Below are 15,524 nucleotides of genomic sequence, written 5' to 3' on the forward strand. Positions count from 1 at the left end.
CGCAAACGCCAGAGACGTGTCAAAAGACACGCTCCTGGCGTTTTTTTTGCGGCTGCTACCGCTATAAAAGAGAATCCACTTTAAGAATCTCACCACATCGATTAGGGCTGTAGCCCGGCAGTCTTTGCACCGCCTCCTGAAAGGCGTCGCCACGCAGTATCTCTAGAAAGGCCATGATACGTGGCTCTTTTAAAGAGCGGTGGTGGCAGGCGAGTAGGTAGTCCTCGGTGGCCAGCGGAATGAAATCGAGCCCGAACTTCTGAGCGGCAGCCTCGACGCCAAAACCGCAGTCCGCCATACCAGCGGCCACGTAGGCAGCCACGGCGGAGTGGGTAAATTCTTCAACCTCAAATCCACGAATCGTTGTGCTGGAAACCGCCGCCTCTTGTAACAGGCAATCCAGTAGTGAACGTGTGCCAGAAGACACCTGGCGATTAACGAACCGCACGGCACCATCAGCCAGGCATTCAACGCCCCGAATGCCAAGCGGATTCCCCTTTGCCACTATCAGCCCCTGGGTTCTGGCAATAAAGCCAATGACTCGATGCTGGCGAGGCTTTAGCACCCCTTGGTAAGTGATACGCACACGCTCGCCCACCTTGTCACGCGGCAGGTGAAAACCGGCCACGTCACACGTGCCTCGGTTGAGTGCGGCTAGCGACTCCTGAGGGCTGCAATACTGTAAATCCAGCGGCAGCGTTTCAAGATGCTTGGGCAGTAGCTCGACTGCAAAGCCATGGCTGGCGTGCAGGCGTAGTACTGCAAGCGTTCCCTGTTGCTGCTGTTGGATAGCCAGGTTGAGTTCGGACCCCAGGCTTTCCAACTGTGGCCCCAGGCGGGCAATGGCGCGCTGCTCGGCCCACAAGAGCTTTTCCCCCAGCAGCGAAAGCTGCGCTCCTCGACCGCGCTGAAGCTCAACCAAGGGGGCGTTAAAAAACTCCCCACCCTGGCGCAACAGGTTCCAGGCATGCCGGTAGGAGATCCCCACCTCAGCAGCGGCACGGGTCAATTTGCCATGGCGATGAATCGCCTCCAGCAGGCGAAGTAGATGTAAATCAAGCTGATTGCCTGCCTCGTCGCGAAAGCACCACGAGGGAATGACGCTGATTTTTTGCATAGGAAGTATCTTTCATATTTTGTACTGATAGTGTAGATGCTAGCTTGGCCATCACCGTGGTGCACACCTTTTTAACCAATACATATAAATAGGCAAGGATGTGCATATTTAATAGATAATAATCAGCACCGGGGGAGACATGATGAATAAGTCTCAAGAATGGTCGTTGCAGTCGATTCAAGCCGAAATCAACGTGCTAAAACATAAGCCGGGCGCGTTGTTGCCGATTCTTCATGCCCTCCAGGACCGATTTGGTTTTATACCTCCCGACGCCGTTCCTCTCATCGCGGACTCACTCAACCAGACCCGCGCCGAGGTGCATGGCGTCATCAGCTTCTATCATCATTTTCGCACCGCCCCGCCGGGGCGCCATGTGGTGCAGATATGCCGCGCAGAAGCGTGCCAGGCGGTGGGCGCGCGCCAGCTCGAAGCGCATGCCAAGACCCGCCTGGGCATCGATTATCATCAGACCACGTCCGATCATGACATTACCCTTGAAGCAGTGTACTGCCTGGGTAACTGCGCCTGCGGGCCGTCTGTCCGTGTAGACAACAACGTGCGCGGCCGAGTCACGATTGATGCCTTCGATGCGCTGATGGATGAACTGCAAACCCGTCCGCTGGAGGTGATGGGATGAGTATTCGCGTTTTTGTACCCCGCGATACCACAGCGTTGGCGCTGGGCGCCGATATGATCGCCAACCGCTTGGTAAGAGAGGCAAGCGCCCGAGGCCAGTCAATCACCCTGGTACGCAATGGCTCCCGCGGACTTTTTTGGCTTGAGCCGTTGGTCGAGGTAGAAACCCCGACCGGCCGGTTCGCCTATGGCCCGGTGTCGCCAGACGATGTATCTGCCCTGCTCGATAGTGGCCTACTCGAAGGCAGCGTCAGCCATTCCCTGGCGCTTGGCCCCACCGAAGAGATCGAATTTCTGGCCCGCCAACAGCGCCTCACCTTTGCGCGTATCGGCATCACCGACCCACTATCGATTGAGGAATACCGCGCCCACACGGGATTCTGCGGCCTTGAAGCCGCGCTGCAACGCGAGCCACAGGATATCGTTGAGGAGGTAAAAGCCTCTGGGCTGCGCGGGCGCGGCGGGGCAGCGTTCCCGACCGGGATCAAATGGCAGACGGTGCTCGACACACCCGCGGACCAGAAATACATCGTCTGCAACGCCGATGAAGGCGACTCAGGCACCTTCGCCGACCGGCTAGTAATGGAGTGTGATCCTTATATGCTGATCGAAGGCATGGCGATTGCTGGGCTCGCCGTCAAGGCAACCCAGGGCTATATCTACCTGCGCTCAGAGTATCCGCTCGCCAAGGAGATTCTGGATGAGGCGATCGCCCGCGCCGAACAGGCCGGTTATCTGGGTGACAATCTTCGCGACAGCGGCCGCGCCTTTCATTTGGAAGTCCGTTTGGGCGCAGGCGCCTATATCTGCGGTGAGGAAACGTCGCTTCTGGAAAGTTTGGAAGGTAAGCGCGGCCTGGTGCGCTTCAAGCCGCCGCTACCCGCCATCGAAGGGCTGTTTGGCCGCCCCACGGTCGTCAATAACGTGCTCTCGCTGGCCGCCGTGCCGTTTATCCTTGCTGAAGGCGCCGAAGCCTACGCAAGCCACGGCATGGGCCGCTCGCGGGGCACACTGGCGCTGCAGCTGGCGGGTAACGTCAAGCGCGGTGGCTTGGTGGAACTGGCCTTTGGTAATACCTTGCGCATTCTGATGGAAGAGTTCGGCGGCGGCACGTTGAGTGGACGGCCGCTACGCGCCGTGCAGGTAGGTGGCCCGCTAGGCGCTTATCTGCCGGAATCCCAATGGGATTTGCCGCTGGACTACGAAGCCTTTGCTGCTGATCAAGCGGTGTTGGGGCACGGCGGTGTAGTGATGTTCGACGACAGCGTCGATATGGCCGAACAGGCGCGCTTCTCAATGGAGTTCTGCAAGGTGGAATCCTGCGGCAAGTGTACGCCGTGCCGTATCGGCTCGACCCGTGGCGTGGAGGTGATCGACCGAATCCGCGCCAATCATAACCGCGAGGCCAACCTCGCCCTGCTCCATGACCTCTGCGAAACGATGGTGGATGGCTCGCTCTGCGCCATGGGAGGCATGACCCCCTTCCCAGTACAAAGCGCCCTGACCCACTTCTCTGACGATTTTCAGCGGGCAGCAAACGGAGACAGATCATGATCGGACACTTTGATCCTAAACAGTACGCCAGAAACCCCGCCCACGACAAAGATTTAGGCACTCCGTTTCCGGCTCAGTCGCTTGGCACCGCATTGGTGAATCTGGAAATCGACGGCGTCACCATCAGCGTACCCGAAGGCACGTCAGTGCTGCGAGCGGCGGCACTGGCTGACATCAACATTCCCAAGCTGTGTGCCACCGACAGTCTTGAGCCCTTTGGCTCCTGCCGGCTGTGTGCCGTACAGGTGGAGGGGCGCCGCGGGCTGCCGGCTTCGTGCACCACGCCCGTGGCGGAAGGCATGAAGGTGACCACCCAGAACGAGCGGCTGGCCAAGCTGCGCCGCAACGTGATGGAGCTTTATATCTCCGACCACCCGCTGGACTGCTTGACCTGCCCCACCAATGGCGACTGCGAGCTGCAGGACATGGCGGGTAGCGTGGGGCTTCGCGAAGTGCGCTATGGATTCGAGGGCGATAACCACCTTGACGCCGTCAAGGATGAATCCAACCCCTACTTCAGCTTCGACCCCAGCAAGTGCATCGTCTGCTCGCGCTGCGTGCGCGCCTGTGAAGAAGTACAGGGCACCTTTGCCTTGACCATCGACGGTCGCGGATTTGAATCCAAGGTATCGGCGGGGCAAAACGAGGCGTTCATGGATTCGGATTGCGTCTCCTGTGGCGCCTGTGTGCAGGCCTGCCCGACCGCCACGCTGATGGAAAAAAGCGTGATTGACCACGGCGTGCCAGATAGAAGCGTGGTCACCACCTGCGCCTACTGCGGCGTGGGCTGCTCGTTCGAGGCCCAGATGAAGGGCGATAAACTGGTGCGCATGGTGCCTTACAAGGGCGGTGACGCCAACCACGGCCACTCCTGCGTGAAGGGGCGCTTTGCGTTTGGCTACGCGTCGCACCCGGACCGCCTGACCACTCCCATGATCCGTGAAAGCATCGACCAGCCCTGGCGCGAGGCCAGTTGGGAAGAGGCCATCAGCTTTGCCGCCAGCCGCTTGAAATCGATTCAGGCCGAGCATGGCCGCGAGAGCATCGGGGGCATTACCTCGTCGCGCTGCACCAACGAAGAGACCTACCTGGTGCAGAAGCTGATCCGCGCGGCGTTTGGCAACAACAACACCGATACCTGCGCGCGGGTCTGCCACTCCCCCACCGGTTACGGGCTGAAAACCACTCTCGGCGAATCGGCGGGCACCCAGTCCTTTGACTCGGTGATGAAGTCTGATGCGATTATCGTCATTGGCGCTAATCCCACCGACGCCCACCCCGTGTTTGGCTCGCTGATGCGCAAGCGCCTGCGCCAAGGCGCCAAGCTGATCGTCGCCGATCCGCGCTATATCGATCTGCTCAAGACCCCGCACCTCGGCGAGGCCCAGCATCTGCCGCTGCGCCCAGGCACCAACGTGGCGCTGGTCAACGCACTGGGCCATGTGGTTATCACCGAAGGGCTTGAAGACAAGGAGTTCGTGTCCAAGCGCTGCGACACCGAGGCCTATCAAAGCTGGCGTGCATTTATCAGCGAGACACGCCACTCCCCCGAGTCAAGCGAAGCGATCACCGGGGTGCCCGCTGACGCTGTGCGCCAGGCAGCGCGCACCTACGCCACGGCAGGCAACGGCGCTATCTACTACGGTCTGGGCGTGACCGAGCACAGCCAGGGCTCCACTATGGTCATGGGCATTGCCAACCTGGCCCTGGCGACCGGCAATATTGGCCGCGAAGGCGTGGGTGTAAACCCGCTACGTGGTCAGAATAACGTGCAAGGTTCGTGCGACATGGGCTCATTCCCTCACGAACTGCCGGGCTACCAGCACGTGGCCGACCCCATCGCCCGAGGCCGTTTCGAGGCCGTATGGGGCGTAAAATTGGACAACGAACCGGGGCTGCGCATTCCCAATATGTTCGATGCCGCCATCGAAGGCAGCTTCAAGGCACTTTATGTGCAGGGCGAGGATATCGCCCAGTCAGACCCTAACACCCAACATGTTGAAGCGGCGCTGCGTTCGCTGGATTGCCTGATCGTGCAGGATATCTTCTTGAACGAGACGGCCAAGTTCGCCCACGTGCTGCTGCCAGGATCGAGTTTTCTGGAGAAGAACGGCACTTTTACCAACGCCGAGCGGCGCATCAACCGGGTGCGTAAGGTCATGCCGCCGGTGGCGGGCAAGCAGGATTGGGAGATCACTCAGGACCTGGCCAACGCGCTGGGCTACCCGATGCACTACACGCACCCGTCCGAGATCATGGATGAAATCGCCCAGCTGACGCCGAGCTTCACTGGCGTGAGCTACACCAAGCTCGAAGAGTACGGCAGTCTTCAATGGCCGTGTAACGATGCCAATCCACACGGCATGCCGACCATGCACGAGTTCGATTTTCCGATTGGTCTGGGCCGCTTTGCAATTACCGAATACGTGGCCACCGAGGAGCGTGCTAACCGCCGCTTCCCACTACTACTGACCACAGGGCGGATTCTCAGCCAATACAATGTAGGCGCCCAGACCCGGCGTACCGACAACCAACAGTGGCACAACGAAGACGTGTTGGAGTTGCACCCCAGTGATGCGGAGCTTCGCGGCGTGCGCGACGGCGACTGGCTGGGCATTACCAGCCGCTCGGGCCAGACGGTATTGCGCGCACGGCTTAGTGAGCGCATGCAGCCGGGGGTGGTCTACACGACATTCCACCACCCTGGCAGTGGCGCCAACGTTATCACCACCGACAACTCCGACTGGGCCACCAACTGTCCCGAATACAAGGTCACGGCGGTGCAGGTGGAAAAAGTCAGCCAACCCTCTGCCTGGCAGCAGCGGTTTAGCGCCTTCGACCTGGCTCAGCGTGACTACTTGGGCAAAGCTCATCAGGAGATGACATGAGCGCAGCACGTACAAACGGCTCGGCGTCAGGGCTTGAGACGAGCGTTGAGACCGCCCTGACACGCCAGCCAGTGGAAGTACGCCGCGGCACTACCGGCTGGCACGCCGCTCCCCAGGAGGACCTTCTGGCTTTGGAAACACCAGTGGCTCTGGTCTACAACGGCATCTCTCATGCGGTAATGATGGCCAGCCCGACGGACCTTGAGGACTTTGCACTAGGCTTCAGCCTTTCCGAAGGTATCCTGGCCAACGTAAACGAATGCTACGACCTGGAAGTACACGAAGAGCCTCAAGGCCTCGCTGTTCATCTGACCATTGCCAGCCAACGAATGGCCGAGCTCAAGCAACGGCGGCGCAGCATGACCGGGCGCACCGGATGCGGCCTATGTGGCACCGAAGTACTGGAACAGGCAATACGGCCGATTCCACATGTCACGGCGCCTTCGCTTAACGATGCCGCCATCCAGCACTCCCTCAACATGTTGGGCGCCCACCAGCCGCTGCAGGCGGCGACGGGGGCCAGCCACGGTGCCGCCTGGTGCGATGCCCAGGGCCGCATTCAACGCTTGCGCGAAGATGTCGGGCGTCACAACGCGCTGGACAAACTGATCGGCGCTCTCGCCCGTGAGGCCCTCCCGCTCAGCCAAGGGTTCGTGTTAGTTACCAGCCGCGCCAGCTACGAAATGGTCCATAAGTGTGCCAGTGCGGGTATTGGTGCCCTGGTGGCTGTCTCGGCGGCTACCGCCCTGGCCGTAGAGCAGGCCCAGGCCTCGGGGCTGCTGCTGGCAGGTTTTGCCCGGCCAGGACGCCATTTGATTTATCACCGCCCCATGACGGCGGCTATTGCCCAACGTTGAGGAGAGTCGCCATGTCGTCGCACAACGATACCAATTTAATTCATATGACCAACCAGATCGCCGCTAATCTGGATGGTGGTCGCGATGAAGAAGCGGCCGCAGCGGCCACCTGCCGACACCTGGAAACCTTCTGGGCACGTTCAATGAAACAACGCTTGGTGGCCACACTGGAGTGTGAGGATGCCGAGTTTTCCCCGCTGGCACGGCGGGCTGCCACCCTCCTGGAGGAAAGGCTGGCCAAGCAACATACCGGATAAACGCAATGGGGCTTGCCACTTGGCAAGCCCCATTTTTGTTCCTAACGATTGACCTGGCGCGCTAGAACGCCTCCCACTCATCTTCTGCATGATGGCTTGATGACGAGCGCTGCGATGAGGGTGGCGACGAAAGCGCAGGGCGTTTCAGTCCACTATCATTGCCACGGTGCTGAGGGGCCGGAGACGCCAGCGCCTGATGCCGCTGCGTAGGCTCATCGTCGCCCAGCACGAAGGAGTTGATTAACTGGTTCAAATGCTCAGCATGGCGGCGCATATTGGCAGCGGCAGTGGTCGATTCTTGCACCATGGCAGCATTCTGCTGGGTCATGGTATCCATTTCCGCCACCGCGGTATTGATCTGGCCGATACCGCTGCTCTGCTCTTTAGCGCCGGCTGTAATCTCACCGATCACATCGGTGACTTTCGCTACGCTGGAGACGATCTCGCGCATGGTGTCGCCCGCACTACGTACCAACTTCGCCCCCGAGTTGGTGTGCTGAACCGAGGCATCAATCAGCGTACGAATCTCTTTCGAGGCATCGCTGGAGCGACTGGCCAGCGTACGTACTTCCTGGGCTACCACCGCAAACCCACGGCCATGCTCGCCTGCTCGTGCAGCTTCCACCGAGGCGTTGAGTGCCAAGATATTGGTTTGGAAAGCAATCGCATCAATCATGCTGATGATATCGCTAATGCGCGACGCAGAGTCGTTAATATCGCGCATTGTATTTTCAACCTGCCCCATCGCAGCCTCACCCTCACGAGCGACTTCGGCGGTCGACAACACCAGCGTATTGGCCTGTGAAGCGTTGTCGGCACTGTGGTTGACCGTGGAAGTGATCTCTTCCATGGAAGCAGAGGTTTGTTGTAGGTTTGCCGCGGCCTGATCAGTACGGGTGGCTAGCTCTTCCGAGCTTTGCGAGATTTCGCCCGCCGCCTGACGGACGCTGAGGGTGCTGCTGCGCACATCGCGCAGGGTATCCTGCATACGCGCTACAAAGGCATTAAACTGAACGCTAAGGTCGCCAATTTCATCACCGCTCTCAACCGCTAGGCGGCGAGTCAAATCCCCACGTCCTTGGGCGATATCGTGCATGGCAGCAGTCGTGCGTTTGATAGGCCCTAACGTGCGACGCACTAAGCCGAACGCTATCAGTGCAATGACGAGGAACAACCCAAGGCCCAATAGGGAGGCAACTATAATCCCTTGACGTAAATCAGCAGCCGCAGCGGTTTCAAGTTCAGCAACGGCGACATCGACATCGGTGACATACACACCGGCGCCAATCAGCCAGTCCCATTTCTCAAGACGATCAACGTAGGAGTGCTTAGGTTCAATTCTATCGGTACCTGGGTAATCCCATAAGTAGCTATAGGGCCCTCCGCCACTCTGCGCGACCTGAATGATCTCGCGGATGAGGTAGGTGCCATCAGGGGTCTGAGCATCGATCATGTTGGTGCCTTCACGCTCCGGCGCAGGCGCCGTGACGATATTGTTACCCTCATAATCATAGATAAAAATATAGTTGTTATCTTCAAAGCGCATGGAGCGAACCAGCTCAGCCACCTGCTGCTTTGCTGCCTCATCATTCGCACCAGCATTTTCATAGATAGGGGCAATAGCGGTAGTCGCCATTTGAACAATATCGCGCACCGCATTGCGACGCTCGTTAAGCAACTGCTCGCGCTGTTCGGCCAACGTCTCACGAGTATCCTGGATATTGCTGTAGGTTTTAAAACCAACCAGCGTGACCGTTACCAACAGAAGGGGAAGCAGTACCAACATCAACACCTTGGTTTGTAAACCCAAGGATCGTTTAGGGGGGGGAGTAGCAGGAGTGGCCATAAGTATACGTGTTCCAGAGCAAAGCGTGCATGATTGGTTTTATCGTTATCTTGGGTCTAGATCGACCTGAAGCACGCAAACTTTAACCATTTTGGATATTTTTTACTGGATACACAGCTATTTAGCTAATAATGGTTAGATGCATAACCTAAGTTAATGATAACAAGAGGCTAAAAGTACACTGTGTAGGTGTGGTGGCCAGGGATGGCCCGTTTTAGCACGACGCTAAACCACAATCTTCGGTTGCCCTGACCCTTCTACCGCCTGGTCAGGGCGACCTTTTTGTTTTTAGATTGTTTTTTAAAACTCTCCTTTCGTGCATGCCGTCTATGACTACCCTCTGGAACCTAGCCGGATAAGCACTTACTTTCCCTGTTACTTGCTCTTGTTACTTGCTCTTGTTACTTGCTCTTGTTACTTGCTATCGCCATCAGCGTATCATGGCCAAAGTGCACAAGGAGAATGGCAGCATGGTCCGAAACTCTTCGTTTTTTAAAACTTTCCTGCTCCTGCTTCCTCAGTTGGCCCACTTTGCTTGGCGCGTAGTACGCAACTTCCTGAAAAATCATGGTGTCCTACTGGCGGGCGGTGTGGGCTACAATATACTGCTCTCCATCGTGCCGCTTTTTGCCGTACTGGTGGTGTTATTAACCCAAGTGGTCGATCAGCAGCATCTTCTCAATGTTCTAGCCATACAGGCACGCCACATGGCGCCAGCACACGCTGAAGTGCTATTAGAGGCCGTCCGCAGCCTGCTCGATTCGCGCGATGTGATAGGCATCTTGAGTTTTCCCATTCTATTACTGTTCAGCTCATTCGCCTTTCGCATGTTGGAGGACGCCCTGGCCATTATTTTCCATGCGCCGGAGAGCCCACATATCAAGCGCAGCGTATGGGTATCGGTGATGCTGCCTTACGCCTTTATGGTGGTGCTAGGGGCAGGGTTGATGGCGCTGACGCTAGTGGTTACCTTGGCCAGTTCGCTCAATACGTTGGTTTTTTTGTTATTTGAGCGGGAACTGCCGTTAGCCAACTTTTCAGGACCAGTACTGAACCTGGCCAGTTTTATTGGGGTTTTTCTACTTTTCAGCGCTATTTACAAAGTGCTACCAGTCGTGCGCATCGCCTTACACCGTGCGGTCGTGGGAGGGTTCGTCGCGGCGCTCATGTGGGAAGGCGTACGGCTGTTACTGGTCTACTATTTTGCCAACCTATCGTTTGTTAATGCCGTTTACGGCTCGCTGGCAACGCTGGTGATCGTACTGATCAGTCTGGAAGTGGGCGCCATCATTTTACTGCTGGGCGCCCAGGTGATTGCAGAATTAGAACGCAATACGCGCCTTGGCCTAGCCTGGCATCTCGACCCTAGCCGCCAGCCTATTACGCGGGTTGAATGAGCAACCTGGGGCGGCTGACACTCCCTGCACGTACTGGCGTTATGGTAAATAGACAGCCAAACGACGTGGCAAAAAGCCCTAAAATCAAAAGGGCTTAATATTAACATCAAGATAGGATGGGGCTAGGTCGCGCTCAAGCGGCACGAACATCTCTTCCATAAAATCCATCAGCAAATGAGTCGCTTTTAATGCCTTAGGAGTGTCACGCTCAATAATCGCATTGAGCATATCCACATGCATCTGGATATTTTCCTGTACGGTGCGCTCACTGCCCAGGTGACTCTGATAAAGATACCCTAGCCGCCGAAACGTCGTGTGAAGTGGCCGCAATGTCCGTTCCACAAACGGTTCGTCGGCAGCCTCCAATAGCAATTGATCCATTCGCTTATCGAGATCATTAAAGGGGCGGATATCACTGCCTGACTTTAATTCTTGAAGCATGCGGGCTAGTTGGTTCAACTGACTTCTTACCAAACCACTGGCGTTATCAATGGCCAGTTCAACGACAAAACTCTCAATATCGCGCCGAATTCTTAACAACCGGCGTTCGCGATGCAAGTCAATGGGCGTAATCTTTACCCCGCGTCCAGCGCGTACTTCTAAAAGAGTGTCGTCCGAAAGCTTGCGAATCGCTTCAAGCACGGGGGTGCGGCCCAGCGATACTCTCTCCTGCAAGTCGGCCATTGTCATGGTCTCACCGGGCTTGAGCTCCATGTGAGCGATTAATGACTCAATTCTCTCGTAAGCCTGTTCTCCTTGGGACATCCCGTAAGACGATGTTTTAGTGACCATTATTTTGTAATCCCAATAAATTAGTGCCTTATTAGACATAAGTATCATGGTATATCAAGGTATATACCAATATATTTCTATATCAGAACACATGTGATGGATACGTCAATAACGCTTAAGTAGCGCATCACTTGATTCTTTATTTAATGTTTCCTTAAAAAATAAGTTTTCAATAAAGATGGAAGCAGAGTCTTGTTACTAACATATCTTTAACACTGCTTACTTGTAGCTTCCGCCGCAACGTTAATAGCCTTCAAAAAACGCTTAATTCACTCTAGAAAGTAGCTAAACCCTAAAATTCTTTTCACACAACAATGATACAAGAGGTGAGAAAGATGACCTTGTTCGATCTAACAGGCCGCACAGCACTTATCACAGGCTCATCGGGTGGGTTGGGGCTCGCAATGGCCCGCGGATTGGCTCAGTCGGGCGCTCAAATCATTATTCATGGTCGTAATCGCGACAAACTCGAAGCAGCGCGTGATGCCCTTTCCGAGGAAGGGCATAGCGTATTGACCACATCGTTCGACATTACCGACGAAGCTGCCATTGAGCAGGCGCTGGCAGCGCTTAATGCCGATGGCGTAACTATCGACATCCTGGTCAATAACGCCGGCATGCAGCTTCGCCGCCCGTTAGTCGAGCTCGAACGCGACCAGTGGGACACCGTGGTCAACACGAACCTGACCAGCACCTTCTTGCTGGGTCGCAACGTTGCCCGTCAAATGATTGCGCGCGGCAAGGGCGGCAAAATCATCAATATCGGCTCACTGATGAGTTCAGTCGCACGCCCAACCGTGGGTGCTTATACGGCGTCCAAGGGCGGCGTGCGTTTGTTGACTCAATCCATGGCAGCGGAGTGGGCTGAACATAACATTCAGACCAATGCCATCGGCCCAGGCTACATGATCACGGAAATGACCCAGCCTCTGGTCGACGACCCGAAATTCAATGACTGGATCGTTGGCCGCACCCCTTCCAAGCGCTGGGGTGTTCCCGAGGATCTCGTCGGCACGGTGGTCTACCTCGCATCCCCGGCGTCGAGCTACGTAAATGGCCAGATCATTTACGTCGACGGCGGCATGCTGGCCGTTCTTTAACGGCAATTTAAAACCCGAGAGAGACAACAACACCGGTATGACCGGATGAACGACCTATATAACAACATACAAGGACTAGGCTCATGCAAATCAAACATGCTTTAACCTCAACACCCGCTGTGCTGACGGCATTGGCGCTCGCCATCAGCAGCACGTCCGCACTAGCGGCGGACTACAATGCCAAGCTCTCGCTAGATGTGCCGGAAGGCAATACCAAGTATGAAGCGGCGCAGCAGTTTGCCGATCTGGTGCGTGAACGCACAGACGATAATGTCGATATCCAGCTGTTCGCTAACAGCGTGCTGGGCGGAGAAAGCGAATCTGCCGAAGGCATCCGGTTGGGCTCGGTACAGATGGGCATCATCACCAGCTCTGTACTGACCTCTTGGATTCCCGAGGTTCAAGTGCTCGATCTGCCTTATTTGATTGATGGCGAGGAGCAGGCGACAGCGCTCAGCGAACCATTGACCGAAGAACTCTCTGCCAACTTTGAAGAGCAGGGATTCCATCTGCTTGGCTTCTCCGTCAATGGTATCCGTCAGTTGATGAGCAGTTTCCCTATTCATTCGATTGACGACATCCAGGGCAAGAAAATGCGCGTCATCCAGAGCCCGTTGCACGTCGACGCCTGGAAAGCAGCTGGCGCCAACCCAACGCCAGTTCCCGCACCTGAAATATATAACTCCATGCAGACGGGGGTTATCGACTTCTTTGATAACACTGCGACTAACTATCTGACCAACCGCTTCTATGAAGTGGCTCCGTACTATGTGAAAACCGATCACATCTTCGCTATGGGTACCTGGGTAGTTTCACAGAACTGGTGGGAGCGTCTGCCTGACGACTACCAAGAGGTGATCACTGAGGCGGCACTGGAGGTTCAGGCAGAGCTACCCGCAATGCGTAAGAGTGACGACCAGGCGGCACTGGATGAAACCGTTGCCGACGGTGCGACGATCATCGAAATCGAAGACAAAGGGCCATGGCAAGAAGCTATGAAGCCAATCCGCGACGAATATGTTGAAAAAATCCCGAATGGCGAAGCACTTGTTTCGCTGATCGAAAACGCGGAATAACAACCCTGTCGGCCCCTCCGCTACGGTGGGGCCGAGTGTTTGTTGCGTCTTCACTGGCGCCGCCCTTCTGGAGCGTATCGGATGTCTGCCTACCGTTTTTCCCTTGCAACCTCATCATTGGGCATCGGCCGCGCCGCCACCGGGCTGGAAAGCCTGGTGCGTTTCCTCGTCTTTGGTATTTTGCTGGCCATGACCTTGGCGGTGCTCGCCGGTGTCGTTTCTCGCTATGTTTTCAATGACTCCTTTTCGTGGACCGAAGAGTTCGCGATCTGGTGCTTTACCTGGTTAATCTTTCTCGGCGCGGCATTAGGGGTACGCCAACAGCGCCATGTTGCTGGTGACTTCCTGCCTAAAGATCTGCCAGCCTGGCTCGCCGGTGTACTGGGCTTCACCCAGAATCTTATCCTTTCGCTGACGCTGATCATGATGTTGTTCGGTGGCTACCAACTAGCCGACATGGTGGGTGGCACCAGCGCCAGCTTACAGTGGCCCACGGCTATCAAGTACGCCGTCATTCCAATTTCCGGTGTCATCGCGCTAGTTTTCCTGCTCGCTCGCGACGCTGACAATACAGGTATCCTGATCCGCAACTTGGCGGCGATAGTCATCGCTGGCTTGATCTATGCAGGGCTGGATCAAGGCCTATTAGGGCCCTTACAGGGCATCTCACCAAGCCTGATCATGCTGGTGGTTTTCTTTCTGGCACTTGGGGTTGGTGTACCGGTATCGTTTTCGTTGATGTTCGGGGTATTTCTGGCCAGTTCGGCCTCGTTTATTCTGCCGGCGCCAGCGGTGGTTCAGAACATGGTCACCGGTTCGACTAAGTTCATCCTGCTAGCGATTCCCTTCTTTCTATCTACCGGTTACCTACTTAACCTTGGTGGGCTTTCGACTCGCTTAATTGATTTCGCCACAAGCTTGGTCGGCCACCTGCGCGGTGGCCTGGCCCACGTCAACATCCTCAACAGCCTGATGGTTGGCGGTATCTCAGGCTCTTCGAGTGCCGATGCGGCCAGCAGCACCAAAATCCTGGTGCCTGAGATGGTCAAACGCGGCTACTCGCCAGCGTTCTCCTGCGCGGTCACCGCCTCATCGGCTATTCTGCCCAACGTGGTACCTCCAGCCATCGCCATGTTGGTCTATGCCTCGGTCGCCAACGTTTCTATCGCCCGCCTGTTCATGGCTGGTATCGTGCCTGCACTGATGGCCGCCGGTGCGTTGATGCTGGTCGCTTATTGGATCTCCGTGCGACGTCAGTACCAGACAGCTACCGCACGCGCGCCAATGGCGACGATCTGGCATACCTTCGTGCGGGCGCTACCGGTGTTGGTGATCACCGTCGGTGTATTGGGCGGGATCCGCTTTGGGGTTATTACCGCCACCGAGGCGGGTGTTGTGGCGTTGCTCTGGACGTTCGTGCTTGGCAAACTGGTATTCAACGCGTACGACTGGAAGCAGTTTTACCGCTCCTTCGTTGAGTGCGGGACGGACGCCGCGCTGGTCGGTTTTTTGATCGCGGCCTCGGTACCGTTCGCATGGATATTGATTGCTGAGCAGGTACCCCAGGAAATAGTCGGCTGGGCAGGCACGGCGGCCGACAGTCAGTTCGGGTTGTTCATCATCCTTTTAGTGGTCCTTGCCTTGGCCGGCATGTTTCTCGACTTAACGCCAGCGATGCTGATCATCGCTCCCCTGTTTTTACCAATGATGACCAATGCCGGCGTCGACCCGGTGCAATTGGGGATCGTGATGATTATTACCTTACAGCTAGGGGGGATATCCCCACCCGTGGGGCTGTTGGTATTTATCACATCGCAGATCGCCAAGGTATCGCCTTCCGCCGTGTTCCGTGCGGCGGTACCTTTCATCGCTGCGACCATGGTGATCGTCCTGCTACTGTGCATGTTCCCCGCACTCACCATTGGCCTGTGGAACCTATTGGAATAATAAGCCGCTAAACAACAAAGGCCGCCAAACATTTGGCGGCCTTTGTGCATCGCGGAC

12 protein-coding genes are annotated in these 15,524 nt (G+C 56.4%); 9 read left to right on the top strand and 3 right to left on the bottom strand.

The genetic code is table 11. The annotated features are described in order from the left end of the window. Positions 1-61 precede the first annotated feature (61 nt). Complete coding sequence (locus ACUVOF_RS18440) at positions 62-1,117, bottom strand: substrate-binding domain-containing protein (protein WP_447045722.1); 1,056 nt, start codon at positions 1,115-1,117, stop codon at positions 62-64. Positions 1,118-1,259: 142 nt separating this feature from the next. Between ACUVOF_RS18440 and ACUVOF_RS18445 the strand changes: the two genes are divergently transcribed. The 5 genes from ACUVOF_RS18445 to ACUVOF_RS18465 are packed head-to-tail and all read left to right on the top strand — an operon-like array spanning position 1,260 to position 7,309. After that, positions 1,260-1,754 carry a formate dehydrogenase subunit gamma gene (locus ACUVOF_RS18445; RefSeq protein WP_447045723.1) on the top strand — a complete coding sequence of 165 codons (495 nt, stop codon included), beginning with the start codon at positions 1,260-1,262 and terminating at the stop codon, positions 1,752-1,754. Next, positions 1,751-3,307 carry a formate dehydrogenase beta subunit gene (locus ACUVOF_RS18450; protein WP_447045724.1) on the top strand — a complete coding sequence of 519 codons (1,557 nt, stop codon included), beginning with the start codon at positions 1,751-1,753 and terminating at the stop codon, positions 3,305-3,307. The genes ACUVOF_RS18445 and ACUVOF_RS18450 overlap by 4 nt, the downstream gene beginning before the upstream one ends. Next, the gene (fdhF, locus tag ACUVOF_RS18455; protein ID WP_447045725.1) at positions 3,304-6,195 is read left to right on the top strand and encodes a formate dehydrogenase subunit alpha; all 2,892 of its coding nucleotides are present in this window, start codon (positions 3,304-3,306) and stop codon (positions 6,193-6,195) included. The genes ACUVOF_RS18450 and fdhF overlap by 4 nt, the downstream gene beginning before the upstream one ends. After that, positions 6,192-7,052, top strand: coding sequence for a formate dehydrogenase accessory sulfurtransferase FdhD (gene fdhD, locus ACUVOF_RS18460; RefSeq protein ID WP_447045726.1), 861 nt, complete (start codon positions 6,192-6,194; stop codon positions 7,050-7,052). Before fdhF ends, fdhD begins: the two co-directional genes overlap by 4 nt. A gap of 11 nt (positions 7,053-7,063) precedes the next feature. Then, the gene (locus ACUVOF_RS18465; RefSeq protein WP_447045727.1) at positions 7,064-7,309 is read left to right on the top strand and encodes a formate dehydrogenase subunit delta; all 246 of its coding nucleotides are present in this window, start codon (positions 7,064-7,066) and stop codon (positions 7,307-7,309) included. Between the two features lie 61 nt (positions 7,310-7,370). On the opposite strand, the gene ACUVOF_RS18470 is transcribed toward ACUVOF_RS18465, so the two are convergent. Beyond that, positions 7,371-9,155, bottom strand: a complete 1,785-nt coding sequence (locus tag ACUVOF_RS18470) for a methyl-accepting chemotaxis protein (protein WP_447045728.1) — start codon at positions 9,153-9,155, stop codon at positions 7,371-7,373. A gap of 470 nt (positions 9,156-9,625) precedes the next feature. On the opposite strand from ACUVOF_RS18470, the gene ACUVOF_RS18475 reads away from it, so the two are divergent. Beyond that, on the top strand, positions 9,626-10,552 hold the full coding sequence (locus tag ACUVOF_RS18475; protein ID WP_447045729.1) for a YihY/virulence factor BrkB family protein: 927 nt from the start codon (positions 9,626-9,628) through the stop codon (positions 10,550-10,552). Between the two features lie 84 nt (positions 10,553-10,636). Here the strand turns inward: ACUVOF_RS18475 and ACUVOF_RS18480 are convergent, their stop codons facing one another. After that, a complete protein-coding gene (locus ACUVOF_RS18480; RefSeq protein ID WP_447045730.1) occupies positions 10,637-11,344 on the bottom strand; it encodes a GntR family transcriptional regulator in 708 nt (235 codons plus the stop codon). Between the two features lie 335 nt (positions 11,345-11,679). On the opposite strand from ACUVOF_RS18480, the gene ACUVOF_RS18485 reads away from it, so the two are divergent. The 3 genes from ACUVOF_RS18485 to ACUVOF_RS18495 all read left to right on the top strand — a co-directional run bounded on the left by ACUVOF_RS18485 (position 11,680) and on the right by ACUVOF_RS18495 (position 15,467). After that, complete coding sequence (locus tag ACUVOF_RS18485) at positions 11,680-12,444, top strand: SDR family oxidoreductase (RefSeq protein WP_447045731.1); 765 nt, start codon at positions 11,680-11,682, stop codon at positions 12,442-12,444. Between the two features lie 83 nt (positions 12,445-12,527). Continuing rightward, the gene (locus ACUVOF_RS18490) at positions 12,528-13,520 is read left to right on the top strand and encodes a TRAP transporter substrate-binding protein (RefSeq protein ID WP_447045732.1); all 993 of its coding nucleotides are present in this window, start codon (positions 12,528-12,530) and stop codon (positions 13,518-13,520) included. Between the two features lie 81 nt (positions 13,521-13,601). Continuing rightward, a complete protein-coding gene (locus ACUVOF_RS18495; protein WP_447045733.1) occupies positions 13,602-15,467 on the top strand; it encodes a TRAP transporter large permease in 1,866 nt (621 codons plus the stop codon). The last annotated feature ends 57 nt before the right edge of the window (positions 15,468-15,524 follow it).

The sequence above is a fragment of the Vreelandella sp. H-I2 genome (genome assembly GCF_052959335.1).